General features: G+C 72.1%; 22 protein-coding genes. 6 read left to right on the top strand and 16 right to left on the bottom strand.

Features of this window, described 5'->3' with window-relative positions; genetic code table 11:
- Positions 1-101: 101 nt before the first annotated feature.
- On the top strand, positions 102-1496 hold the full coding sequence (locus tag ACIRQH_RS20820) for a solute carrier family 23 protein (RefSeq protein ID WP_358819995.1): 1395 nt from the start codon (positions 102-104) through the stop codon (positions 1494-1496).
- On the opposite strand, the gene ACIRQH_RS20815 is transcribed toward ACIRQH_RS20820, so the two are convergent.
- Positions 1478-2590: a glycoside hydrolase family 6 protein gene (locus tag ACIRQH_RS20815; protein WP_388930495.1), complete on the bottom strand. Its 1113-nt coding sequence runs from the start codon at positions 2588-2590 to the stop codon at positions 1478-1480. The genes ACIRQH_RS20820 and ACIRQH_RS20815 overlap by 19 nt on opposite strands.
- 173 nt (positions 2591-2763) lie before the next feature.
- Here ACIRQH_RS20815 and ACIRQH_RS20810 point away from each other — a divergent pair, with 173 nt between their 5' ends.
- On the top strand, positions 2764-3438 hold the full coding sequence (locus ACIRQH_RS20810) for a DUF5995 family protein (protein WP_358819994.1): 675 nt from the start codon (positions 2764-2766) through the stop codon (positions 3436-3438).
- A gap of 92 nt (positions 3439-3530) precedes the next feature.
- Positions 3531-4460: an LLM class F420-dependent oxidoreductase gene (locus ACIRQH_RS20805; protein WP_388876353.1), complete on the top strand. Its 930-nt coding sequence runs from the start codon at positions 3531-3533 to the stop codon at positions 4458-4460.
- Positions 4461-4520: 60 nt separating this feature from the next.
- Here ACIRQH_RS20805 and ACIRQH_RS20800 read toward each other — a convergent pair whose 3' ends face one another.
- The 7 genes from ACIRQH_RS20800 to ACIRQH_RS20770 form a co-directional block, all read right to left on the bottom strand.
- Complete coding sequence (locus tag ACIRQH_RS20800; protein ID WP_388876356.1) at positions 4521-6215, bottom strand: flavin monoamine oxidase family protein; 1695 nt, start codon at positions 6213-6215, stop codon at positions 4521-4523.
- 82 nt (positions 6216-6297) lie between these two features.
- Positions 6298-7116: a carbon-nitrogen hydrolase family protein gene (locus ACIRQH_RS20795; RefSeq protein ID WP_388876359.1), complete on the bottom strand. Its 819-nt coding sequence runs from the start codon at positions 7114-7116 to the stop codon at positions 6298-6300.
- 342 nt (positions 7117-7458) lie between these two features.
- On the bottom strand, positions 7459-8943 hold the full coding sequence (locus ACIRQH_RS20790; protein ID WP_388876362.1) for an HAD-IA family hydrolase: 1485 nt from the start codon (positions 8941-8943) through the stop codon (positions 7459-7461).
- Positions 8944-9270: 327 nt separating this feature from the next.
- On the bottom strand, positions 9271-10338 hold the full coding sequence (locus ACIRQH_RS20785; RefSeq protein ID WP_404226776.1) for an ABC transporter ATP-binding protein: 1068 nt from the start codon (positions 10336-10338) through the stop codon (positions 9271-9273).
- Positions 10335-11153: an ABC transporter permease subunit gene (locus tag ACIRQH_RS20780; protein ID WP_358819989.1), complete on the bottom strand. Its 819-nt coding sequence runs from the start codon at positions 11151-11153 to the stop codon at positions 10335-10337. The genes ACIRQH_RS20785 and ACIRQH_RS20780 overlap by 4 nt, the downstream gene beginning before the upstream one ends.
- Entirely contained in the window at positions 11141-12049 is a 909-nt protein-coding gene (locus tag ACIRQH_RS20775; protein WP_388876369.1) for an ABC transporter permease, read from the bottom strand. The genes ACIRQH_RS20780 and ACIRQH_RS20775 overlap by 13 nt, the downstream gene beginning before the upstream one ends.
- Positions 12046-13203 (bottom strand): ABC transporter substrate-binding protein, encoded by a 1158-nt coding sequence (locus tag ACIRQH_RS20770; RefSeq protein WP_388876372.1) that lies wholly within the window; start codon positions 13201-13203, stop codon positions 12046-12048. Before ACIRQH_RS20770 ends, ACIRQH_RS20775 begins: the two co-directional genes overlap by 4 nt.
- Before the next feature lie 211 nt (positions 13204-13414).
- Between ACIRQH_RS20770 and ACIRQH_RS20765 the strand changes: the two genes are divergently transcribed.
- Both ACIRQH_RS20765 and ACIRQH_RS20760 read left to right on the top strand, forming a co-directional pair.
- Positions 13415-14155 (top strand): GntR family transcriptional regulator, encoded by a 741-nt coding sequence (locus ACIRQH_RS20765; protein WP_388930428.1) that lies wholly within the window; start codon positions 13415-13417, stop codon positions 14153-14155.
- Between the two features lie 74 nt (positions 14156-14229).
- Positions 14230-14364: a hypothetical protein gene (locus ACIRQH_RS20760; protein ID WP_404226775.1), complete on the top strand. Its 135-nt coding sequence runs from the start codon at positions 14230-14232 to the stop codon at positions 14362-14364.
- Positions 14365-14479: 115 nt separating this feature from the next.
- Here the strand turns inward: ACIRQH_RS20760 and ACIRQH_RS20755 are convergent, their stop codons facing one another.
- The 7 genes from ACIRQH_RS20755 to rpe all read right to left on the bottom strand — a co-directional run bounded on the left by ACIRQH_RS20755 (position 14480) and on the right by rpe (position 21111).
- Positions 14480-14932, bottom strand: a complete 453-nt coding sequence (locus ACIRQH_RS20755) for an Lrp/AsnC family transcriptional regulator (RefSeq protein WP_081223320.1) — start codon at positions 14930-14932, stop codon at positions 14480-14482.
- A gap of 41 nt (positions 14933-14973) precedes the next feature.
- Positions 14974-16455 carry an amino acid permease gene (locus ACIRQH_RS20750; RefSeq protein ID WP_404226774.1) on the bottom strand — a complete coding sequence of 494 codons (1482 nt, stop codon included), beginning with the start codon at positions 16453-16455 and terminating at the stop codon, positions 14974-14976.
- 427 nt (positions 16456-16882) lie between these two features.
- Positions 16883-18325 (bottom strand): GuaB1 family IMP dehydrogenase-related protein, encoded by a 1443-nt coding sequence (locus tag ACIRQH_RS20745; RefSeq protein ID WP_388876416.1) that lies wholly within the window; start codon positions 18323-18325, stop codon positions 16883-16885.
- A 107-nt stretch (positions 18326-18432) separates the two neighbouring features.
- Positions 18433-18810 (bottom strand): barstar family protein, encoded by a 378-nt coding sequence (locus ACIRQH_RS20740; protein WP_358819983.1) that lies wholly within the window; start codon positions 18808-18810, stop codon positions 18433-18435.
- Positions 18807-19253 (bottom strand): ribonuclease domain-containing protein, encoded by a 447-nt coding sequence (locus ACIRQH_RS20735; RefSeq protein WP_404226773.1) that lies wholly within the window; start codon positions 19251-19253, stop codon positions 18807-18809. Before ACIRQH_RS20735 ends, ACIRQH_RS20740 begins: the two co-directional genes overlap by 4 nt.
- Before the next feature lie 49 nt (positions 19254-19302).
- Positions 19303-20346, bottom strand: a complete 1044-nt coding sequence (locus ACIRQH_RS20730; protein ID WP_358819981.1) for a sugar-binding domain-containing protein — start codon at positions 20344-20346, stop codon at positions 19303-19305.
- A gap of 78 nt (positions 20347-20424) precedes the next feature.
- Entirely contained in the window at positions 20425-21111 is a 687-nt protein-coding gene (gene rpe / locus ACIRQH_RS20725) for a ribulose-phosphate 3-epimerase (RefSeq protein WP_358819980.1), read from the bottom strand.
- A 134-nt stretch (positions 21112-21245) separates the two neighbouring features.
- Here rpe and ACIRQH_RS20720 point away from each other — a divergent pair, with 134 nt between their 5' ends.
- The gene (locus ACIRQH_RS20720; protein ID WP_404226772.1) at positions 21246-23426 is read left to right on the top strand and encodes an MMPL family transporter; all 2181 of its coding nucleotides are present in this window, start codon (positions 21246-21248) and stop codon (positions 23424-23426) included.
- 34 nt (positions 23427-23460) lie between these two features.
- Here the strand turns inward: ACIRQH_RS20720 and ACIRQH_RS20715 are convergent, their stop codons facing one another.
- Positions 23461-24894 (bottom strand): transcription antitermination factor NusB, encoded by a 1434-nt coding sequence (locus ACIRQH_RS20715; protein WP_358819978.1) that lies wholly within the window; start codon positions 24892-24894, stop codon positions 23461-23463.
- Between the last annotated feature and the right edge of the window lie 36 nt (positions 24895-24930).

The following is a 24930-nucleotide window of genomic DNA, read 5'->3' as shown; positions in this document are numbered from 1 at the left end:
ATGAACGACGTTCATGAGTAGGACCGTGTGAGCGTAGGGCCGCTGGTTGACCCTGACAATGGTCCGGACAGATTCACGTACAGAGAAAGCGAACCCTCACCATGGACCTCGGCGTGCGCTGGAAACTGCACGGCGACGGGCGGACCCCCGCCCCCGGAGCGGTCGTCCGCCCCGATGAACGCCTCTCCTGGCCCCGGACGTTGGGGCTCGGCGCCCAGCACGTGGTGGCCATGTTCGGAGCGTCGTTCGTGGCACCCGTCCTGATGGGACTCGACCCGAACCTCGCGATCATGATGTCCGGCGTGGCGACGGTCATCTTCCTGCTCGCCACCCGCGGCCGGGTGCCCAGCTACCTGGGCTGCTCGCTCTCCTTCGTGGGAGTCGCCGCCGTGATCCGCGCGCAGGGGGGCACCAGCGCGACGGTGACCGGCGCGGTCTTCGTGGTCGGGGTCGCGCTGTTCCTCGTGGGGCTCGCGGTGCAGCGCTTCGGAGCGCGGATCATCCACGCCGCGATGCCGCCGATCGTGACCGGCGCGGTCGTCATGCTGATCGGCTTCAACCTGGCACCGGTGACCGCCTCCACCTACTGGCCGCAGGACCAGTGGACGGCCCTGCTCACCATGCTGCTCACCGGCGCGGCCGTCGTGTGCCTGCGCGGCTTCTGGTCACGCGTCGCGATCTTCCTCGGCCTCGTCTTCGGCTACGTGATCTCCTGGGTCTTCGACCGGATCTTCGGCCGCATCCACTCGGTGGACGCGAGCGGCAAGGTCACCGACCACTGGCGCCTCGACCTCTCCGCTGTCGGGAACGCCGACTGGATCGGGCTCCCGACGTTCCACGGGCCGTCGTTCCAGTGGTCGGCGATCCTCGTGGCCCTCCCCGTCGTCATCGCGCTCGTCGCGGAGAACGCCGGGCACGTCAAGGCCGTCGGCGAGATGACCGGCGACCCGCTGGACGACAGGCTCGGCACCGCGATCTCCGCGGACGGCGTCGCCTCGATGCTCTCCACCGCGGTCGGCGGCCCGCCCAACACCACGTACTCCGAGAACATCGGCGTGATGGCCGCGACCCGCGTCTACTCCACGGCCGCCTACTGGGCCGCCGCCGGTTTCGCGCTGCTCTTCGGCCTCTGCCCCAAGTTCGGCGCGGTGGTCGCGGCGATCCCGGGCGGTGTCCTCGGCGGCATCACCGTCATCCTGTACGGCATGATCGGCCTGCTGGGCGCCCAGATCTGGCTCAACGCCCGGGTGGACCTGCGCAATCCGCTGAACCTGGTGCCGGCCGCGGCGGGCATCATCATCGGGATCGGCGGGGTGAGCCTGAAGTTCACCGACAACTTCTCGCTGAACGGCATCGCCCTCGGCACCATCGTCGTCATCACCGGCTACCACGCGCTGCGGGCGATGGCCCCGGCCCACCTCAAGGGGCAGGAGCCGCTGCTCGACTCGGGGACGTCCTCGTACGACGAGCCGGGCGATCAGCGCGCCAGCTCATAGGCGTACGCCGGCGAGAAGGTCCCCGGTGAGCCCTTGCAGCCGTCCGACTCGCCGGGCAGCTTCACCCACAGATAGGCGTCGATCCCGGCCACCCCGGTGGCGAGGGTCGGCGCCTGTCCGATCCTGCGGCCCGACGGATCGCACCACGCGCCGCCGGCCGGGGCGCCGTTGCCGTTGCGGCTGGTGTCGATGACGGCGCCGAGCCCGGGCGGCCCGCCGAGCGCGGACAGCACGCTGCGGGCGTAGGCGATCTCGTCGCTCGTCCGGTTGAAGTTGGACACGTTGGTGAAGACGCCGTCGGAGGAGGTGGCCGAGGCGGCGCCCGCCCGCCCGAGCAGTTCGGCCTGCCGGGCGGCGGGGTTCCAGTCGGAGTGACCGGCGTCGTAGTAGACCCGGGCCCGAGGGTCCGCCGCCTTCAGGACCCGGCCCGCGCGGGCGAGCGAGGCGAAACGGCCGGCCCGCTGGTCCGCGCTGAGGCAGTCGGTCTGGGCGATCGAGTCGGGCTCCAGGACGACGACGACCTCGCCGGAGCCGAGCCCCGCCGCGAAGTCGTCGATCCAGGCGTCGTACGCGGCGAGGTCGGGCGCCCCGCCCTCCGAGGCGCCGCCGCAGTCGCGCTGCGGCACGGCGTACGGCACGACGACGGGGACCCGGCCCTCCGCGACGGCCGCCGACGTCACCGCCCTGACCCGCGCGGTGACGGTGGACGGCGTGAAGTCCGCGAACCACACCGCGGCCGGCCGGTCCGCGATCCTGGACTCGATCACCGCGCGCCGCGCGTCGCCCGGATGGGCGTCGACCCATTCGCGGACCTGCGAGTCGGGATGGCTGTAGAGACGCGCAGGTGCGGCCGCCGTCCTGGTCCTGCCCGCCCCCACCGAGGGACGGGCGGCCGGCTTCCTCGCGGAGACCGTCGCCGACGGGGACGGAGTCGGCCGGCCCGGGGACGACGTCGGCACGCCGGGCAGCGGACGGAAGCTCGGCGCCCCGGTCGGCGACTGCCTCGCCTCGTCGGAGGCGCGGCCGTCGCCCAGCGCGGACACCATCCCCGTCACCGTCGCGATCGCCACCACGGCCGAGGCCGCGGCGACCATGAACCCCCGTCCGGCGGACCGCCTGCGCTCCGCCCGGCGCTCGGACAGCCGCTGGGCACGTAAGCCTGGCACGTCCTGTTCCCCCCACTGCGCCCCCGGACGCGTTCCCCCGTTCTGGGGAAGCCTCCGGCCCGGTGGCACCGCGGCCACCCTAGGACTGGGACGCTGCCCCCATGGCCCAGTCGGCACACCTCACCACTCCCGTAGACGCGGTCGTCGCGCGGATGCGGTTCCTGGACGCGACGCTGCCGGAGCGGGACGGTGTCGCGGTCTTCAACCGCGTCTACCTCACCGTCACCGAGGAGTTCGACCGGCGCCTGGACTCCGGGTTCTTCCCGGACCGCCGGGCCGCGACCGCCTTGGACGTGCGGTTCGCGGAGCGCTATCTGGCGGTGGCCGAGGAGGGCCGGGCGCCCGCCTGCTGGCGCCCGTTGCTCCAGTTCCGCCGCCATCCGGGAGTACGTCCGCTGCAGTTCGCGGTGGCGGGCATCAACGCGCACATCGGGCACGACCTCGCGCTCGCCCTCGTGGACACCTGCCGTACGCTCGGCTGCGAACCGGCCGATCTGGAGGACGAGTTCGACCGGGTGGGCGACCTCCTCGTCTCGCTGGAGGAGCACATCCGCGAGGACCTGATGCCGGGCCCCGACCTGCTCCAGATCGCCGATCCGCTCACCCATCTGCTCGGCTCCTGGAGTCTGGAGCGGGCCCGCGAGGCGACCTGGTCCGCGGCCCGCGCCCTGTGGGCGCTGCGCGGACTGCCGGATCTGGCCGAGGAGTTCGCCGAGCGCCTCGACGCCGTGGTCGGCCTGGCCGGCCGGATGCTGCTCACTCCCCTGCCGGACTGATCCCGCCACGCCAAGCGGTCCGCCCCGAAACTCACGGGCCCCCGCTGTACGTTGACCGGTCGGCACCCCCCGACACGAAGGAGCGAACAGGCATGGCGACGCGACTCGGTCTGGCCCTCCCCCAGATGAGGCAGTACGACATCGGACGGGACGTGCCCGACGTGGCGCGCACCGCCGAGACGATCGGCTACGACAGTCTGTGGGTCTTCGAGCGTGCCCTGTTCCCGGAACCCGCCACCCAGGGCCTGTACGGCATCGAGGGGCTGCCCTGGCCGGACACCTACCGCGGGGTCGCCGACCCGCTGGTGACCCTGGCGCTCGCGGCCGCGGTCACCGAGCGCGCCCGGCTCGGCACCAGCGTCCTGGTCGCCCCGCTGCACCTCCCCTTCCAGCTCGCCAAGTCCCTCGCCACGCTCGACGCGGCGAGCGGCGGCCGGGTCGTCGCGGGACTGGGCACGGGCTGGTCGCACGACGAGTACGCGGCGGCGTCCCCGCGGCCCTTCGAGGAGCGCGGCCGGGTCCTCGACGAGGTGCTCGAGGTGTGCCGCGCGGTCTGGGGCCCCGACCCGGTGGTCCACGAGGGCGACCTCACCCGGATCGCGTCGGCCGTGGTCGGCCCCAAGCCCGCCCGGCCGATCCCCGTCCTGCTGGCCGCCAACACCGGCAGGGCGCGGCGCCGGCTCGTCGACCACGCCGACGGATGGATGCCGATCGGCATGGGCGTGGACCAACTGGCGTCGCAATGGCGCGCGTTGCAGGACCTGGCCGCCGAGCGCGGCCGCACCGAGCCGCTCCGGACGGTCCTGCGGACGAACGTGCGCTACACGGCGAAGGGGTACGAGGGCGAGGACCGGAAGCCCTTCCACGGCGGAGTCGACCAGATCGTGGAGGACCTCGTCGCCCACGCCGCGATCGGCATGGACGAGATCTTCCTCGACCTGCAGAGCACGCTCCGGGACGCCGAGGAGCTCAAGGACGTGGCCTCCGCGATGTACGAGGCGGCGCGGGCAGCCGGCGTCTGAGCCGCCCACCCACGGGCCCCTGGTCCGCTGCTCCCTCTGGTTCTCGGGGAGTTCGACCGGCTAGTCCTCGGGGAGTTCGACCGGCGCGATCTCGTCGTAGACGTCGCCGGGTCCGGGGTTGGTCGGGTCGGTCGTGCCGCCGAGCTGGTGCATGACGCCCCAGACCGCGTTCAGCGCGGTCTGGACGGCGCCCTCGGCCCAACCGGCCGTCCAGGAGATGTCGTCGCCGGCGAGGAAGATGCCCCGCTTGTCCTCGGGCAGGCCGTCCTGCATGAAGTGCGTGAACAGGCGGCGCTGGTAGCGGTAGTGGCCCGGCAGGTTGGCCTTGAACGCGCCCATGAAGTAGGGCTCGTTCTCCCAGGACACGGTCACCGGGTTGCCGATGATGTGCTTGCGGATGTCGACCTTCGGATAGATCTCTCCGAGCGACTTCAGCATGACCTCCATCCGCTCACTCGCGGACAGCGGCAGCCACTTCAGGCTGTCGTCGCACCACGTGTACGAGAGGCAGATGACGGCGGGCTTGTCCGGGCCCTCGTCCAGCAGGTAGGTCCCGCGCGTCATACGGTCGGTGAGCGTCATCGACATGACGTCCCGGCCCGTCGTCTCGTCCTTGTCCAGCCAGAACGGCCGGTCGACGGGGACGAAGAGCTTGCTCGACTCCATGTAGTGGGTGCGCTCCATCGCCGTCCAGTGGTCGATCGGGAAGAGCGCGTCGTCGCAGGCGATCTTCGACAGCAGCAGCCAGGACTGCGCGGTGAAGATCGCCGCCTTGAAGGTGCGGATGTCGCCGTTGGCGTCGGTCACGGTGATCCGGTTGCCGGACGTCCGGTTCAGCCGGGTGACGGCCGGGCGCGGGGCGCCGTCGTGCAGCGACGACAGCGAGGTGCCGTAACCCCAGTGGACGATCTTCCGCGGCTCGCGCTCCCACAGCCGCAGCGGGAGCTGCTGGGAGCCGCCGACGATGCCGCGGTGGTGGTCGTCGGCCTCGGTGTAGACGACGCGCAGGATCTCCAGGATGGAGTTCGGGAAGTCGGTGTCCCAGCCGCCGGTGCCGAAGCCGACCTGGCCGAAGATCTCCCGGTGCCGGAAGGACTTGAAGGACTCCGAGTCGCAGAGGAAGCCGTAGAAGGTCTGGTTGTCGAGCTTCTCGACGAGCTTCGCCCAGATCTCACGGATGCGCGGCACGTCGCGCTCCCGCATGGCCTGGTTCATGTCGGAGAAGTCGGCGCCGTCCTCCAGGCAGGCGTTCCAGGCGTTCATCACGTCGCGGTAGACCTGCGGCAGGTCGTCCACGGAGGTCGCGTAGTGGGACTCGCCCTTGAGGTCGACGACCGTCGAGGGTGTTGACTCCGCGAGCGGGTTGGGGAAGGGGCGGGTGGTGAGGCCGACCAGGTCGATGTAGTGCTGGAGCGCCGTGGAGGACGGCGGGAAGCGCATCGCACCCATCTCGGCGGTCAGCGACGGGTCGCAGCCCTCGAAGCCGACGGTGCGCAGCCGTCCGCCGATCTGGTCGGCCTCGTAGACGACGGGCTTGAGGCCCATCTTCATCAGCTCGTACGCGGCCACGATGCCGGAGAGTCCGCCACCGATGACGGCGACCTCGGTGCCGTGCTCGGTCGCGGGTATCTGTCCGAGGCCAGCGGGGTGCTCGAGGAAGTCGTCGTACGCGTAGGGGAAGTCCGGGCCGAACATGGTGATCGGCGGCTGCTGCACGTCGGCGTGCTGGACGGCGTTGGGCACGGTGGACGTCATGGGGTACGGACTCCTTGCGCGAAAACTGGTGGGGGAAGGCTGGTTCGGCCGGGCCGGATCGGGGGGTTCCGGGCGGACCGGGTCAGACGAGGGACCCGTAGAGACCGGGGCGGCGGTCCTGCAGGTACGGGTTCGTCTCGCGTGAGGCCGCGAGGAGGACGGGGTCGGCGTCGGCCAGGACCAGTTCCTCACCGCGGCCCGCGCGGGCCCGGGCGACTCCGTCGGGGCCGGCCAGCGTGGAGAGCCCGACGAACTCGAACTCCCCCTCAGGGCCGGTGCGGTTGACGTACGCGACGTACATCTGGTTCTCGAAGGCGCGCACCGGGACGACGGACTCGGCGACGAACTGGAAGGGGTGCATCTGCGCGGTCGGGACGAGCAGCAGGTCGGTGCCGGCGAGGGCGTGCGCGCGGACGTTCTCCGGGAACTCGACGTCGTAGCAGATCATGAGGCCGACCCGGAGGCCGTTCAGCTCCGCCTGCACGACGTGCCGGTCGCCGGGTGTGAAGTGGTCGCGCTCGAAGCAGCCGAAGAGGTGGGTCTTGCGGTAGTTCGCGAGCCGGTTGCCGTCGGCGGAGATCAGCTGGACGGAGTTGTACACGTTCGCCGTGTCGCCGTCGGCGGGGGCGTCCTCGCCGTGCCCCCGCTCGGGGTAGCCGTAGGCGACGGCCACGCCGTGCCGGCCGGCGATCTCGGCGACCGCGTCGGCCGAGTCGCCGTCGGCGGGCTCCGCGAGGCGGCCGATGTCGTCGCCGATGGCGTAGCCGGTGAGGAACATCTCGGCGGTCACGAGGAGACCTGCGCCCGCCGCGGCGGCGCGGCCCGCGGCGTCGTCGAGCACCTTGAGGTTCTCGGCGATCGAGCCCGGGCGGCCGGAGCTCTGGAGCAGGGCTGTGCGCATGCGTGTTCTCCACCGGTACGGAGGGTTTGGGGGGCCTGTTAGACGGTACGGTCGGCGGCCTCGGCCGGACAAGAAGGACCCGTTGCGCGTCACCGAACGAATCGTTGCGTGCGCCGGGCCCCCGGCGGCGATTCGTTGCGCGTCCACCCCCGGGCCCTGATTCCGCCGGAGAACACGGGGAGACGCAGGTCACAGGCGGGTTTCCGCGTAGCGGAACGGTGACGGGCGGCCCGCTCGGCGCGACGCGTGTCCCGCCGGGCGGCGCCGGGTCCCGCGGGGCGCTCCCCCACCGGCCGGGCGCCGCGCGGGCCGCTCGGACGCGGCCGCCCGCGCCCCCTCCCGTCACTCCCCGCGGGGCACTCCGAAGACGGTGAGGACCGCCGCGTGGTCGGAGGGCCAGTCGTTACCCGCCACGTCGGGCCAGGAGCGCGGGGTGCCGCTGACGACGGTGCGGGATTCGAGGGCGGTCAGCCCGCGGTGCAGGACGAAGTCGATGCGGTCCTGGGGTTCGGGGCGCCCGCTGCCGTCCTCGTGGTCGGCATGGACCGGCGACCAGGTGTGTCCCGGGTCCCGCACCGGGTCGGGGTGGATCTCGCGGTAGGAGTCGCGCAGGCCCGCCTCCTCGGCCGCCTTCGTCACCGGCCATGCGACGTCCGGCCAGTCCAGGTGCGAGGGCGCGTTGAAGTCCCCGACGAGGACGACCGGCGTGGCCGCCTCGGCGGAGTCGGCGATCATCCGCAGGATCTCCCGCATCCGGGCGAGCCGCCCGCTCTCGTGCGCGACCAGGTCGGCGGCCGGGAGCCCGTCGAAGCGGGCCTCGTAGGGGCCGTACGGCGTGTAGTCGAGGTGGGCGCTCCAGACGTCCACCCGCCGGCCGCCGGCCAGCTCGACGCGGACGCCGGTGCCGCCGTAGAAGCCGACGTCCGGGTCGCCCAGTTGGGCGGTGATCGGGTGGCGGCTGATGACGCCGAGGTTGTCGCCCGCCCGGTGGTGGTGCCAGCCGAGGGCTTCTGCGAGTTCCCGCGCCGCGTCCCCGTAGGTCTCCTGGAGGCCGACGACGTCCGCGCCCGTCTCGGCGATGACCTTGAGCTGCTTCTCGCGGTGGTCGTCGACCTTGGTGCCGCCGCACCAGAGGTTCCAGCTCAGCACCCGCAGCTCGTCCGGGGCGACCATGGCGCGCAGCAGCGCCGGGGACACCTCCTCCAGGCTGCCGAGCACGGTGCGTCCGGCGGCGGGGCCGATCGGCGCGAGCGAGGGCACCGCGAGGACGGCACAGCCCGCGGACTCGGCGGAGGTGACGCCGGTCTGGGTGTCCTCGACGGCGACGCAGGCGGCGGGTTCGACGCCGAGGGCGCGGCAGGCGGCGAGGTAGGGGTCAGGGGCCGGCTTGGTGCGCTCGGTGTCGTCGGCGGTGACGGAGACGGCGAAGCGCTCGGCGCCCAGCGCCGCCAGCACGGTGTCGGCGACCGCGCGCGGGGAGGCGGTGACGAGGGCGGTGGGGACGCCCTCGCGGGCGAGCGCGTCGAGCAGCTCGGTCGCCCCGGGGCGGGGCACGATGCCGGTGCGGACCCGGTCCGAGAACTCGCGGTGCAGTTCGGCGGCGATCGCCTCCGCCGGGGACGCGGTGACGCCCGCCAGCCAGGAGGCGGTGTGCTCGACGGGCCGTCCGAGCACCTCGGGCTGGTCGGCCCCCGTGAGCGCGTGTCCGAGCCCGTCGGCCACCTGTTCCACCGCCTCCCACCACAGTCGCTCGGTGTCCACGAGCGTGCCGTCCATGTCGAACAGGACGGCCTGGAGCGGGAGTCGGTCGGTGGTGCGGTGGCTCACGGTGATCTCTTTCGTCGGTGGGGGAAGTGTGGGGGCGGTCGCGGGCGGGGCGGGCACCCCGGACCGCCCGGCCGGAAGGCCGCACGGTCAGCAGGCCGTCCCGGTCGGAGGACCGTCCGGTCAGGAGGCCGCCCGGCCGGAAGGGCGCCCGCGGCGCGACACGGCCCGGGCGAGGGCCGCTGCCGCGCCGCGGCCCTCGCCCGGCCACGGAGGCCGGGGCCGGTCCGCCGGAGGGTCGGCGGACGCGGGACCCGGCGGGGTCTCGGGGCGGGGCACCCTGCCGGGTGCCGGTGCCGGCGGCACCGGGTCGTGGACGGCGGCCCCTGCTCAGCTCGTGCGAGCGGCGACGAGGACGGGGCGCTCCGGCAGCGTGACCGCGACGGGCGCGCCCGGTGCGAGGGCCGCGGCCTCGTGCGTGGGCAGGTCGGCCTTGACCTCGGTGCCGTCGGCGAGGCGCACGGTGACCCGGGTGGCCGCGCCGAGGAACGCCGTGGCCACGAGGCGCGCGCCACCCGACTCGTCGGCGCTCACCCGCACGGCCTCGGGCCGGACCAGCACATCCACCTCCCGTACGGCGGGCGCCTCCCCGTCCACCGGCAGGCGCCTGCCGAGGACCTCGACGGACTCGCCGTCGAGCGTCCCGGGTATCCGGCTCATCGTGCCCACGAACTCGGCGACGAAGGCGGTGGCGGGACGCCCGTACAACTCGGCGGGCGCCGCGCACTGTTCGAGCTTCCCGGACCGCATCACCGCGACCCGGTCCGCCATGGACAACGCCTCTTCCTGGTCGTGCGTCACGAACAGGGTGGTGATGCCGAGTTCCTGCTGGAGGCGGCGGATCTCCTCGCGCAGCGAGAGGCGCACCTTGGCGTCCAGTGCCGAGAGCGGCTCGTCGAGCAGCAGGACGCGGGGCCGCAGGGCGAGCGCGCGGGCCAGCGCGACGCGCTGCTGCTGACCGCCGGAGAGCTGGTGCGGGTACTGCTCCCCCTTGTCCGCGAGGCCCACCAGGTCGAGCAACTCGGCGGCCCGTGAACGCCGTTCGGCCGTGCGCACCTTGCGCATCCGCAACCCGAAGGCGACGTTGTCGACGGCGCTGAGGTGCGGGAAGAGGCTGTACGACTGGAACACCATCCCGGCGTCGCGGCGGTGCGCCGGGACCCGGGTGACGTCCTCGCCGTCGACCAGCACCTCGCCGGAGTCGGGGTGTTCGAAGCCGGCGAGCATGCGCAGCGCGGTGGTCTTGCCGCAGCCCGAGGGGCCCAGCAGGGCGAGGAGTTCACCGGGCCGGACGGTGAGGTCCAGACCGTCGAGGGCGACGGTCGGGCCGAACTCGCGCCGCAGTCCGCGGAATTCGACGGTGGCGGCCTTTTCGAGCGTGGCGAGGGTCATGGTCATCCCCGGGAGGCGGAAGCGGTACGGGAGCGGCCGCCGAAGCCGGCGAGCGCGAGGAGCAGGGCCCAGGTGACGAACAGGCTGAGCACGGAGACGGCGACGGACATCTGGGCCTGCGAGCCGCCGACGTTGTAGATCCACACGGCGAACGGCTGGTAGCCGAGGAGCCGGGCGACCGTGAACTCGCCGAGCACCAGGGCGAGGGTGAGGAAGGAGGAGTTGAGCAGAGCGCCGCGCAGGTTGGGGAGCACCGCCCGGACGAGTGCCTGCGGCCAGTTCGCGCCACAGCTGCGGGCGGCCTCGACGAGGGTGCGTACGTCGACGGCGCGCAGTCCGGCGTCCAGGGCCCGGTAGACGAACGGCAGTGCCATCACGACGTACGCGAGGACGAGCACGACGGGGAAGTCCGGATTCTGGATGGCCACGAAGGTCTGGAACAGCGGGGTGCGCGAGAGGTGTTCGGGTCCCCACTTGAGGACGGTCGCCATGCCGGCGACGAAGGCGATCGGCGGGACGACCAGGGGCAGCGAGCACACCACCTCGACGACCGGCCGCAGCCGGGGCGCGCCGAGCCGCAGCGCGACGGTGGCCGGAACCATCAGCAGCAGCACCACGACGATGGTGGCGACGGCGAGTTCCAGCGAGAGCAGCAGGCTGGAGACGAACCCGTCGGCGGAGACGATCTGGGTGTAGGCGTCGAAGGTGACGCCCTGCCCGGGCACGTCGACCGTGAAGATGACGGACGCGGCCATGGGCACCAGGAAGTACAGCGCGGCGAGGGCGAGGACCACCCAGCGCCACAGGTTCAGGCGAGCCATCGCGCGCTCCGTCGTTGCAGGGGCAGGTACACGGCCATGACCAGGCCCGCGATGAGGACCATGTCGAGGCTGAGGGCGAGCGCCACGTTCTCCTGGCCGACCAGTACGTTGCCGGAGATGGCGTCGGCGATCTGGAGGGTGACCAGCGGGACGGCGCTGCCGACCATGGCGGCGGCGGTGGCGTACGCGGCGAAGGCGCTGCCGAACAGGAGCACCAGGCCGCCGAGCAGCGAGGGCGCGAGCACGGGCAGGGCCACGTGCCGCCAGTACTGGACGGAGGTCGCGCCGTTGTTCTGCGCCGCCTCGCGCCACTGCGAGCGCAGTCCGTCGAGGGCGGGCGTGATGGTGAGGACCATGAGCGGGATCAGGAAGTACAGGTAGACGATGACCAGGCCCCAGAAGCTGTAGAGGCTCCAGCCCTTGTCGGTCAGGCCGAAATGCCGGGTCAGGACACCGGAGTTGCCGAGGGTGGCGACGAACGCGAAGGCCAGGGGGACGCCGCCGAAGTTGGCGAGGACGCCGGAGGCGGTGAGCACGGCCTCGCGCAGCGCGCGGAAGCGCGAGGTCACCACGGCCTGGGCGAGCGGCAGTCCGAGGACCGTCGCGATGCCCGCGGAGACCGCCGACAGCTTGACGCTGCCGATCAGGGCGGTCAGGTAGGCACCCTGGAACGAGCTGGTCAGGTTGTCCGTGGTGTACGAACTGGCGCCGGTCGTCGGGTCCTTGACGGTGAAGGCGCCGTTGAGCATGGCGAGGGCGGGGATGCCGAAGGCGATCGCCACGAAGACGAGCAGGGGTGCGACGGCGAGCCAGCCCGGGGCGCGGCGGTGCCGCCGCTGCCGGTGGGCAGCGGCGGGCGCCACGTCGGCCGGGGCCTCGGTGAGAGCGGTGGTCATCCGGATACGGCCTTGCCCCAGCCCTGACCGAGCACGGTCTTGGCCTTGCTCTGCTGGTCCTCGGTCGGGAAACTCGGCGTACCGGTGACCGCGGGGAGCTTCGCGGCGGCCGTCTTGTCGAGCGTGCCGGCCTTGTCCATCGCGGGCATCAGAACCGGGCGGGCGTAGCCCTTGAGCCAGAGGTTCTGGCCCTCGGCGCTGTAGAGGTACTCCTGCCACAGGCGGGCGGCCGCGGGGTGCGGTGCGTCCTTGTTGACGGCCTGGGAGTAGTACTGGGCGTACTGGCCGTCGGAGGGGATGGCGACCTTCCAGTCGACGCCCTTGGACTTGAACTCGTCGGCGTAGCCGGCGTTCAGGTAGTCCCAGTCGATGCTGATGGGCGTCTCGCCCTTCTCGACGGTGGCCGGGGTCGACTCGACGGGCGTGTAGTTGCCGTTCTTCTTCAGCTTGGCGAAGAAGTCGAGGCCGGGCTGGATGTCGTCGAAGGAGCCGCCGCTCGCGAGCGCGGCCGCGTACACGCCGCCGAACGCCGAACCGGACTTGGTGGGGTTGCCGTTGAGGGCGACCTGGCCCTTGTACTGCGGCTTGAGCAGGTCCTTGAAGGTCGTCGGGCACTCCTTGACCTTCTTGGCGTCGCAGCCGATGGAGATGTAGCCGCCGTAGTCGTTGAACCAGCGGCCGGTGGCGTCCTTCTGCCCCTCGGGGATGTCACCGAAGGCGCCCACCTTGTACGGGGCGAGCAGCCCCTGCTGGGCCGCGCTGAGGGCGAAGGAGCTGCCGAGGTCGAGGACGTCCGGGGCGCGGTCCTGGCCCTTGCGCGAGGTGACGGCGGTGATCTCGTCCTGGCTGGAGCCGTCCGGGCTCTCGACGTCGATCTTGATGCCGTACTTCTTGGTGAAGCCGTCGATCAGGGCGCCGTAGTTGGCCCAGTCGCGGGGCAGGGCGATCGCGTGCAGCGTGCCCTCCTTCTTGGCGGCCTTGACCAGGGCGTCGAGGCCGCCGAGGTCCGCGGCGGAGGTCGCGGTGGCCGCGCTCTTGCCGTCGGCGCTGGTCGCCTTGTCGTCGGGGGCGGCGCCGCAGGCGCTCAGGGTGAGGGCTGCGGCGACGGCGAGGCCGCCGGTGAGGAGGGCGGTCCTCGGCAGGAACACGGTCACGGTCTCTCCAGGATGACGCACGAGGGTGTGGTGGGACGGAGAACTTGTCTGAACAAGTTGGCCCAAGTAGGCCCGGCGTTGGTGTCCTGTCCGTAAACTTTGGCCAAACCGTGACCCCTCATTCCCTGCACAATCCCGGCGGATACGGATCGCACCGCGCGGTCGATTAGGCTGATCACGCTGTGCACAGTGGTCCAGCCAGAGGGGAAGCATGCCGGCGCGACACGAGGAGATCGCCGAGGAGCTGCGGCGGGCGATCGACCGCGAGGAGTACACCGTGGGCAGCCTGTTGCCCGCGGAGACCGACCTCGCGGCCCACTACGGCGTCTCGCGCGGCACGGTCCGCCAGGCCGTCGCGGCCCTGACCGCCGAGGGGCTGATCGGTTCCCGCCAGGGTGCCCGCCGCGTGGTCCTGGCCAGCCGCCGCAGCCAGAGCTTCGCCGAGCTGCGCAGTTTCGCCCAGTGGGCGCGTGCGATGGGCCGCGTGGCGACCGGGCAGGTGGTGTCGCAGGAGTACCTGCCGGCGACGGCGGCGGACACCGTCCGGCTGCAACTGCCCGAAAAGACACCGGTGTTGCACGTACTGCGGATCCGCGGCCTGGACGGCGAGCCGGTCCTGCTGGAGCGCACGGTGTACGCGGACTGGATCTCGCCCGCCGTGGCGGCCATCGAGCCCGGGTGCCCGTCCGTCACGCAGCGCCTCTTCGAGGACACCGGCCTGGTCTTCGCGTACGGCGAGCACGTGATCGACGCCGTCGCCGCGGGCGCGCAGGACGCCGACCTCCTCGGCGTCCGCCGCACCAGCCCCCTGCTGCGTGTCCGCCGCGTCACCACCACCCGCGAGGGCCGCCCGGTCGAGTGGTCCGACGACCGCTACCGTTCCGACGCCGTGAGCTTCAGCGTCCACAACTCGATGGACAACAACGCCCTGGCGAGAAAGACGGCCGAGTAGAGCCAAGACGGGCACCAGGTACCACCAGGTACTGGGACGGCCGGCCGCACTTCCGATCCGCGGTCATCGACGACTTGCTCGCCGGCATCGCGGCCGAAGCCTTCAAGCAGGCGCCGTTCAGCCTGGGTGTCGTCGGCTGGACGGTCTCCGGACTCGCCGACTCCGCAATGCCGGCTGACGAGTTGCCCGAGGAACGCGGTATGGGATAGCTGCTGCCGCGTGGCGGGGTCCTGCGCCACGGGGCAGCCACCACCTGACGCCGACGACTCTCGATCGACCGTGTCCATGCCCCCGGCGACGAGCCACCGGCAATCCGGACATCGCCTAAGTGGGCGACCCCGAGGAGAACCTCCGCAGGAGCGGCGACAGGACCAGGACGGACTTCGTCCGTTCCACGAACGACTCCCCCGCGATCCGCTCCAGCACCCGCTCGAAGTGACGCATGTCCGAGGCGAAGACCTGCACGACCGCGTCCGCCTCCCCGGTGACGGTGGAGGCGGCCACGACTTCCTGGTACCGCTCGAGACCGCGCTGGATCGTCTCCGGCGAGGTGTTGCGGCGGCAGTAGATCTCGACGAACCCCTCGGTCTCCCAGCCGAGCGCCGCCGGGTCCACCCGGACGGTGAACCCGGTGATGGCACCGGTGGCCCGCAGCCGGTCGACCCGCCGTTTCACCGCGGGCGCGGACAGGCCGACCTGTTGCCCGATGTCGGCGTAGGAGCGGCGGGCGTCCTCGGCGAGGGCGTGCACGATGCGTTCGTCGAGATCGTTCAGCACTGCGGGTGGTTCACTTTTCTGCGAGGGTTCCTGCGGGGGTTCTAGGCTTGCTCGGCGACGGGTTCCGCGGTCGCCATCCGGGACCGGCGATAGCCGTAACTGAAGTAGAACACGAGCCCGACGGCCATCCAGACACCGAAGACCACCCAGGTGACGGCGGAGAGACTGGCCATCATCCACAGGCACAGCAGGAAGCCGATCGCGGGCAGCACCGGCGCGAGCGGGACGCGGAAAGTGCGGCGCATGCCCGGGCGCGTCCGGCGCAGCACCACGACGGCGATGTTGACCAGCGCGAAGGCGAAGAGGGTGCCGATGCTGGTGGCGTCGGCGAGCTGGCCGAGCGGGATCGCGGCGGCGAGGACACCGCAGAACAGCGAGACGATCACCGTGTTGGCACGGGGCGTGCCGGTCTTCGGGTGGACGCGGCCGAAGACCTTGGGGACGAGACCGTCCCGGGACATGGCGAACAGGATGCGGGTCTGGCCGTACAGCACGGTGAGCACGACGCTCGCGATGGCGATGACGGCGCAGGCGGCCAGCAGCGTGCCCCAGAAGGTCTGTCCGGTGACGTCCTTCATGATCTCGGCGAGCGCGGCCTCGGAGTCGTTGAAGCGCCGCCAGGGCTTCGCGCCGACGGCGACGGCCGCGACGAGGACGTACAGGGCGGTCACGATGACCAGCGAGAGCATGATCGCGCGCGGCAGGTCGCGCTGGGCGTCCTTGGCCTCCTCGCCCGCCGTGGAGGCGGCGTCGAAGCCGATGTAGGAGAAGAACAGCGTGGCACCGGCGGCGCTGACGCCCGCCATGCCGAGCGGCATGAAGTGCTCGTAGTTGCCCGAACGGAAGCCCTGGATGCCGATCGCGCAGAACATCACCAGCGCGGCGATCTTCACGGTCACCATGACGGTGTTGGCGCGCGCCGACTCCTTGGCTCCGCCGAGCAGGAACGCCATGGCGAGCAGGACGACGATGAGGGCCGGCAGGTTGAAGATGCCTCCGGCGCCGGGCGGCGCGGACAGCGCGTCCGGGATGGTGACGCCGATGGTGCCGTCGAGCAGTTCGTTCAGGTACTCGCCCCAGCCGACCGCGACGGCCGCGACGGAGACGCCGTACTCCAGGACGAGACACCAGCCGCATATCCAGGCGATCAGTTCGCCCATGGTTGCGTACGCGTACGAGTACGACGACCCGGCGACCGGGATGGTGCCCGCCAGCTCGGCGTAGGAGAGGGCGGAGAAGAGCGCGGTGAGACCGGCGATCACGAAGGACAGGGTGACCGCGGGACCGGCCTTGGGCACGGCCTCGCCGAGGACGACGAAGATGCCGGTGCCGAGCGTGGCACCGATGCTGATCATCGTGAGCTGCCACAGTCCGAGGGAGCGGCGCAGGGAGCCTCCCTCGCCCTGACCGCCCTCGGCGAGCAGACGTTCCACCGGCTTGCGGCGCATCAGGCGCGCGCCGAACCCCGGGGACGGTGGGGAGGAGGCGGTTCGGGACTGCGGGGGTGCGCCGTGGTCGAGCACGCGGGTGGCTCCTTCATCGCTGCCGGTCGAAAAGGGCGGGGACCGGCGGCATCCCTGACAGGGGGGACCCACCGAGCGGGGTCCCCGCCACGCCTGTGTACAGCGCTTGACCCTATGAGCCCGGGCTTCGCGGGCGTAATGCAGCAACCTTGCGCGTCTCCGCAGGATCGTTGCGTTCATCGCGGTGGGGCGGAGGTTCGTTGCGCGAGGCCTTTCGATGGTTGCGCGAAGCGTCTTTTCGCTGGTGAAAGGGGTTCGCGGGCCGCTGAACCGACGGTGCGTCAATTCCCTGTCCGAGGAGGCCGGTCCGCCCGTCGCGGGACGTCCGGGTACGCGGACGGCCCCTGCTCCCACGCGGGGGAACAGGGGCCCTGGAGGCGGCGGACCGGGCCGCGGCGTGTGGCGGCTCCGGCCGTCGGTGCGGAGGTCAGCTCCAGCTGGCGTGCAGCGGCTTGCCCTCGGCGTAGCCCGCGGCGCTCTGGATGCCGACGATCGCGTTCTCGGCGAACTCCTCCAGGGAGTTGGCGCCCGCGTACGTGCAGGAGGACCGGACGCCCGCGATGATCGAGTCGATCAGGTCCTCGACGCCGGGACGGGACGGGTCGAGGAACATGCGCGAGGTGGAGATGCCCTCCTCGAACAGCGCCTTGCGGGCCCGGTCGTACGCCGACTCCTCGCTGGTGCGGTTCTTGACGGCACGCGCCGACGCCATGCCGAACGACTCCTTGTACAGGCGTCCGTTGGCGTCCTGCTGGAGGTCGCCCGGGGACTCGTACGTCCCGGCGAACCAGGAGCCGATCATGACGTTGGACGCACCGGCGGCCAGCGCCATCGCGACGTCGCGCGGGTGGCGGACACCGCCGTCGGCCCACACGTGCTTGCCGTACTTCTTGGCCTCGGCCGCGCACTCCAGGACGGCGGAGAACTGCGGCCGGCCGACGCCGGTCATCATGCGGGTGGTGCACATGGCGCCGGGGCCGACGCCGACCTTGATGATGTCGGCGCCCGCGTCGATGAGGTCCTTGACGCCCTCGGCGGCGACGATGTTGCCCGCGACGATCGGCACCTGCGGGTCGAGCGCGCGCACGGTGCGCACGGCGCTGATCATCGACTCCTGGTGGCCGTGCGCGGTGTCGATGACGAGCGTGTCGACGCCGGCGTCGAGGAGCTGCTTGGCCTTGCCTGCCACGTCGCCGTTGATGCCCACCGCGGCGGCGATGCGCAGCTTGCCGTCGGCGTCGGTGGCCGGCGTGTACAGCGTGGCGCGCAGGGCGCCCTTGCGCGTGAGGATGCCGGCGAGGCGGCCGTCGGCGTGCACGGCGGGGGCGTAGCGGCGGTTGGCGCCGTCGAGCCGGTTGAACGCCTCGCGGGGCTCGATGTCCGCGTCGAGGAGCAGCAGGTCCTTGGACATGACCTCGGACAGCTGCGTGAAGCGGTCCACGCCGGTGAGGTCGGCGTCGGTGACCACGCCGACCGGGCGGTCCTCGTCGTCCACGACGACGCCCGCGTTGTGGGCGCGCTTGGGCAGCAGCGCCAGCGCGTCGGCGACGGTCTGGTGGGGCGCGAGGACGATCGGGGTGTCGAGCACCAGGGGCCGCCCCTTGACCCAGGAGACGACCTCGGTGATGACCTCGATCGGGATGTCCTGCGGGATGACGACGAGGCCACCACGGCGGGCGACGGTCTCCGCCATCCGCCGGCCGGCGATCGCCGTCATGTTGGCGACGACGAGCGGGATGGTGGTGCCCGTGCCGTCCGGGGAGCTGAGGTCCACGCCCTGACGCGAGCCGACCGCGGAGCGGCTGGGCACCATGAACACGTCGTCGTACGTCAGGTCGTACGGGGGCTGGATGTCGTTGAGGAAACGCACGTGCTGCACATCCCAGTCGATCAGAGGTGGCCCCCGGACAGGTCAGCCAGGGGGAAGAGCACGTACTTCATTGTCCCATGACGGCCGGTATGCGATGCCCGGACAGATCATCCAGGCAGGTCAGGGGGCAATTGGTCGGATCCTCCAAGGACGAGGACGACCGACAGCGTGGCGTCGAACTGCTGGTAGTGGCCGGAGGCCGCCTCCAGGATCTCCTGGGCGGTCTCCCACTCCCCGGGCCGTGCCCGCGCGTACGGGCGCCAGCCGCTCACCACGAGGAGCCTGCCCGGGGTGGCCGGTCCCCAGTCGGGGTCGCCCAGGACGTCGGCGAGCGCGTCCCAGTTCCGGCCGAACCACTCGGGCAGGTCGAGGGCGCGGACGCAGCGGGCCATGAAGCCGGCCTTGTCGAGGACGCCGGAGAGGTCGAGCTCGCTGACCTGCCACCCTGCCGAGCGGCACACCTCCGCGAGCGGCCCACGGGTCATCTCAGCACCGCCTTGAACGAGTCGTAGTGATCATCGGTGTAGTAGATCTCCCCGCTCTGCCCGGTGACGATGCGCCGGGCTCCGCGGTCGCCCTCGCCGGGCGTCCGCACCGTGTACTCGTGGTAGTACCCCCGCGGACGCTGCGGCAGCTCCCGCTCGAAGTTGCCGAAGACGGCACCGTCCTTGGCGTACGGGTACGGCCCGCCCCGGTCGATGAGGGCGAGGGTCGTACGGGCCTCGGCGGGCAGCTCGGCCGCGCGGACGGTCCCCAGGTCGCCCGCCCAGGACGGACGGGCCCCGGAGCGGCTCGCGGTGGTCGTCACCCGGTCGACCGGGGTGGCGGTGTCCGTCGAGGAGCAGCCCGTCAGCAGCACCGCCAGGCAGGCCAGCAGGGCGGCCGTCAGACGGCCCGCGAACGCGCGAGGGGACGGCCGTGGCAGCATGCGTCGATGCTGCCACGGCCGTCCCCTCGGGGCGCGCGTTGGAGTGCCCTCAGGGGCCGTCCGGGTCCGCCCGGTTCAGCGCCGGACGCGGGGTCGTGCCCGCCGTCATCAGATAGTCCGCGGCCGAGGTGTCCGTCACCAGGCTGGTGACGAGCCCGGAGCGCAGCACCGCGTCGATGGCGGCCGCCTTGCGCTGGCCGCCCGCGATCGCCACGACCTCGGGGATACGGCGCAGCCGGTCGGCCTCGACCGTGATGCAGCGCTCTCCCAGGTCGCGTCCGACCCGCCGGCCCTCGGTGTCGAAGAGGTGGGCGGACATCTCGGCGGCGACACCGAGGGACGCGTAGTGGGCGCGTTCCTCGTCGCTGAGCATGTCGTGCACCGTCGAGATGCCGGGCTCCCAGGAGCCGATGGAGACGCAGGCGACCGTGACCTTGTCGAAGTACTCGAAGGCACGGGCGATCCCCGTCTGGTTGCGCAGCGCCGCCGCGGTGGCCTCGTCGGGCAGCAGCATCGGCGCGTAGATGGGGTGGGCGTCGCCGCCCGACACCTGCGCGGCACGCCGTACGGCCTCGACGGAGCCGCGCTCGGCGGTCCCGGCGTCGTAGACACCCGTCAGCTGCACCACGGTGCACGGCGGGAGCCGGTCCAGGGCCGCCGCCATGTGGATCGTGGAGCGGCCCCAGGCGAGGCCGAGCACGTCGCCCTCGTTGACCAGTTCGCCGAGCAGGTCCGCGGCCACCTCACCGAGGTTCTCCGGGTCGGGCGACTCCTCGGCGTCCGCCGGGGACTCGACGACCACGGCGTGCCGCAGGCCGTAGCGGGCGCGCAGCGCGTCCGAGCGCTCGGCGTCCAGCTCGGCGGGGACGCGGATCTCGATCCTCACGAGATCCCGTTCGAGAGCGGTCTCCAGGACCCGGGCCACCTTGAAGCGGCTGACGCCGAACTCCTCGGCGATCTGGATCTTGGACTTGCCCTCGAGGTAGAAGCGGCGGGCCATGGCCGCCGCCTGCACCAGCTCAGCGGGTCCCATCCGCATGGCTGACCGGCCCGACGACATACCCGACACGGCGATCTCCTCACTGCTGTTCACACTCTGGATTCGCCGTTCATCCTCGCAGATCCGGCGCACTTGATCCGCCCGGAAGGGCGGCGTTCACGTTCCCTTGGTTCAGTGGCCGCACGCCCACGAGGCGCGGGCCGTCGCATCCTCGGCCTGGGTGCGCAGTGCACGTACCGCCTGGGCGGGGTCCGCGGCCCCGTAGACGGCCGATCCGGCGACGAAGACGTCGGCCCCCGCGTCGGCGCACCGCTCGATGGTCGACGCCGAGACACCGCCGTCGACCTGGAGCCACAGCTCGAGGCCGTGCTTTTTGATCAACTCGCGGGTGCGGCGGATCTTCGGGAGCATGATGTCGAGAAACGCCTGACCCCCGAACCCGGGCTCGACGGTCATGATCAGCAGCATGTCGAGCTCCGGAAGCAGATCCTCGTACGGCTCGATGGGCGTCGCCGGCTTGAGCGCCATCGAGGCACGGGCCCCCTTGGCCCGGATCTCGCGGGCGAGCCTGACCGGCGCCGCGGTCGCCTCCACGTGGAAGGTGACCGAGCCGGCACCCGCTTCCACGTACTGGGGCGCCCACCGATCGGCGTCCTCGATCATCAGATGGCAGTCCAGCGGAGTGTCCGTCGCCCGGGCCAAGGACTCTACGACCGGCACACCCAGCGTGAGGTTCGGTACGAAATGGTTGTCCATCACGTCGACATGCAGCCAGTCCGCCCCCGCCACCGCTGTTGCCTCCTCGGCAAGACGGGCGAAGTCGGCGGACAGGATGCTGGGGTTGATCTGCGCGGCCATGCCCCAAGCCTGCCATGTCCCGGGCCGGTTGCTCTCCTCGGTCCGGCCCTCGGTCTCTCCGCCGATGTCCTGCGGGCGTCGCGCGTGCCATGCTGGGCGGCCCAGCGGCGCTGCGTCCGACCCCGGGGGTGGGCATGAAGCGGCTCGACGCCTGGAAGCGGGCGGCCATCGGCGTCGTGTGCGGGCGCCGGTCGAAGTGGCTCGTGCTGGCCCTGTGGCTGCTGGTGCTGCTCTTCGTGGCACCGCTCGGCATGAAGCTCAGCGACGCCCAGGACAACGACGCGCAGTCCTGGCTGCCCGGCTCGGCGGAGTCGACGCAAGTCCTCGACATCTCCCACGAGTTCCGTCCGGAGCAGATCCCCGCGGTCGTCGTGTACGCCCGCGGGAGCGGCCTGACGGCGCAGGACCGGCGGCAGATCACCGAGGACGTGCAGCAGATCAAGAAGCTGCGGGACCACGGCATCCGCGGGGCGGAGACCCGGGGTCCGGTCTTCGACCGTCCGGCCGATCCGCGCGCCGCGCAGATCTACGTGCCGATCACCATGGACGCGGCCGGCTGGCAGCGGATCGCTCCCGCCGTCGACTCGATCCGCGACCAGGTGGGCAAGGGCGGTGACGGGCTCGCCGTGCACATCACCGGGCCCGGCGGGACCTCCGCGGACTCCTCGAAGGCCTTCGAGGGCATCGACTCCACGCTGCTCTACGCCGCGATGACCGTCGTCATCGTGATGCTGCTGATCACCTTCCGCAGCCCGACCCTGCTCTTCGTCCCGCTGCTCGGCGTGATCGTCGCCCTGTTCACGGCCCAGGCGCTGATCTATCTGCTGGCGACCCATGCCGGGCTGACCGTCAACGGGCAGAGCGCCGGCATCCTCACGGTGCTCGTGTTCGGCGCGGGCACCGACTACGCCCTGCTGCTCGTCGCCCGCTACCGGGAGGAACTGCGCCGTCACGAGGACCGGCACGAGGCGATGGCACGCGCCATGAACCGGGCGGGCCCGGCGGTCCTCGCCTCGGGCGCGACGGTCGTGCTGAGCATGCTGGTGCTGCTGGTCGCCGAGATGAACTCCACGCGGGGCCTCGGCCCGGTCGCGGCGATCGGCGTGGCCGTCGCCCTGCTCGCCATGCTCACCCTCTTCCCCGCTCTGCTCCTCGTGTTCGGGCGCTGGGTCTTCTGGCCCGCCGTGCCGCACGTCGGCTCGTCCGACCCGACCCGCAGCGGCTTCTGGTCGCGCACCGGGCACCGCATCGCCCGACGTCCCCGGACGACCTGGATCGGGACGGCGCTGGTGCTCGCGGCCCTCTCCATCGGGCTCGTCGAACTGCGGGCCGCGGGTATCCCCACAGCCGATCAGTTCACGGGGAAACCGGACTCGATCGTGGGCCAGCAGATCTCCGAGCACTACTTCCCGGCCGGCGCCGGTGATCCGCTGGTGGTGGTCTCGGACGCGACATCGGCCGAGCAGGTCCGCCGGACCGTGGCGGCGGATCCGGGCGTGGTGCCCGCGAGCATCGGCGTGCCACCGGGCACGGCGCCGGAGCACGACGGCAGCGTGCTGTTCGAGGCGACGCTGCGCGATCCGTCCGACAGCGACGCGGCGAAGGCCACGGTCGACCGGGTACGGGACTCCGTGCACGCGCTGCCCGACGCCGACGCGAAGGTGGGCGGCGGCACCGCGGCCCTGCTGGACATGGAGGACGCCCAGACGCACGACAACTATCTGGTCATCCCTCTCGTCCTGATCGTGGTCCTGCTCGTCCTGAGCGTGCTGCTGCGGGCCCTGGTCGCACCGCTGCTGCTGATCGGGACCGTGGTGCTCTCGCTGGCCGCGGCCCTCGGGGTGAGCGCGCTGGTCTTCCGGCACGTCTTCGACTACGCGGGCGAGGACGTGTCCTTCCCGCTGTTCGTCTTCGTGTTCCTGGTGGCGCTCGGGATCGACTACAACATCTTCCTGACCACCCGCGTACGCGAGGAGGCGGCCCGTCAGGGCACCCGGGCCGGCGTGGTCACCGGCCTCGCCACCACCGGGGCGGTGATCACCTCGGCCGGCCTGGTCCTCGCGGGCACGTTCGCGGCGCTCGGCACCCTCCCGGTGGTGGGCTTCGCCGAGATCGGCTTCGCGGTCGCCTTCGGCGTGCTGCTGGACACCTTCATCGTCCGCTCGGTCCTCGTGACCTCGCTCTTCCTGGACGTGGGCCCGAAGGTGTGGTGGCCGAACCGGCTGGCGCACGAGGACGGCGGGACCCGGCCCCCACCGGATCACGCCGCCACGGGGGCGGGTGAGGCACCGGGACCGGCCGCTCCCCCGGGCTGACGGAGACGGCCGCTACGGGAGAGCGCGGCCGCGGTCAGCCCGTCCGGCGGATGAGCGCCAGATACATGGCGTCGGTGCCGTGCAGATGCGGCCACAGCTGTACGTCGGGGCCGTCGCCGAGGGCCGGGACGCCGGGCAGCAATGGCCGGGCGTCGAGGAGTTCGGCGGAGCCTCCGTCATAGTGCTTGAGGACGTCGTTGACGACCGCACGGGTCTCGGCGAGGTGCGGCGAACAGGTCGCGTATCCGACGACACCGCCGACCCGCACCGAGTCGAGGGCCGTGCGCAGCAGTCCGCGCTGGAGCGGGGCGAAGCCGTCGAGGTCCTCGGGGCGGCGCCGCCAGCGGGCCTCGGGACGACGGCGCAGGGCGCCCAGACCCGTGCAGGGAACGTCCATGAGCACCCGGTCGAAGGTGCCGGGACGCCACGGCGGACGCGTGCCGTCCGCCGTGATGACCTGGTAGGGGCCGGGGTTCCCGGCCAGCGACTTGGCGACCAGTCCCGCGCGGTGGGGCAGCTTCTCCGAGGCGAGCAGCATGGCGCCGCGCTGGGCCGCGAGGCCCGCCAGCATCGCGGCCTTGCCGCCGGGTCCGGCGCAGCCGTCCAGCCAGACCCGGTCGGGCCCGTCGAGCGGCGCGTTCGCGAGGGCGACGGCGACGAGCTGGCTGCCCTCGTCCTGGACGCCCGCGCGCCCCTCCCGGACAGCGTCGATCGCGCCCGGTTCGCCGCCCTCGGTGAGCCGCACGGCGTACGGCGACCAGCGGCCCGGCAGCGCCGAGTCCTCGTCGAGCGCGCCGAGGATCTCGTCGGCGGTGGAGCGTCCGGGCCGGGCGACGAGCGTCACCTCGGGCCGTTCGTTGTCGGCCTCCAGCAGGTCCTCGATGCCGGCCCGGCCGCCGCCGAGGGAGTCCCACAGAGCGGAGACGACCCAGCGGGGGTGCGAGTGCACGACGGCGAGGTGGTCCTCGGGGTCCTCGTCGTAGGGCGGGGCGACCTGCTCCACCCAGGCGTCGAGGTCCTGCCGCGCGACCTTGCGCAGGACCGCGTTGACGAACTTGGCCCGCCCGTCGCCGAGCACCACCCGGGCCAGCTCCACCGACGCGGAGACGGCGGCGTGGGTCGGGATGCGCGTGCCGAGCAGCTGGTGGACGCCGAGGCTGAGCACGTCGAGGACCGGTGGGTCGACCTCGCGCAGCGGCCGGTCGACACAGGCCTTGATGACGGCGTCGTACGTCCCCTGCCGGCGCAGCGTGCCGTAGACCAGTTCCGTGGCGAGCGCGGCGTCCCGGCTGTCGAAGTCGCCCTTCTCCCGCGCCTTGCGCAGCAGCGGCGGCAGGACGAGGTTCGCGTACGCGTCGCGCTCGTCCACGGCCCGCAGCGCCTCGAAGGCGAGCATGCGGACCGGGTCCTTCTGGGGGCGGCGGTAGGGCTTGCCGGGCTTGTCCGGCCGACGGGACTGCTCACTCACGAAAAAGGTGCTCCGGATCCAGGAAAAGGTGCGGTG

Origin of the sequence: Streptomyces sp. NPDC102279 (assembly GCF_044766365.1) — a bacterium.
In the GTDB taxonomy this organism is placed as follows: domain Bacteria; phylum Actinomycetota; class Actinomycetes; order Streptomycetales; family Streptomycetaceae; genus Streptomyces.
Note: the sequence above shows the minus strand (reverse complement) of the source record. Positions and strands in the feature narration are given on the sequence as shown.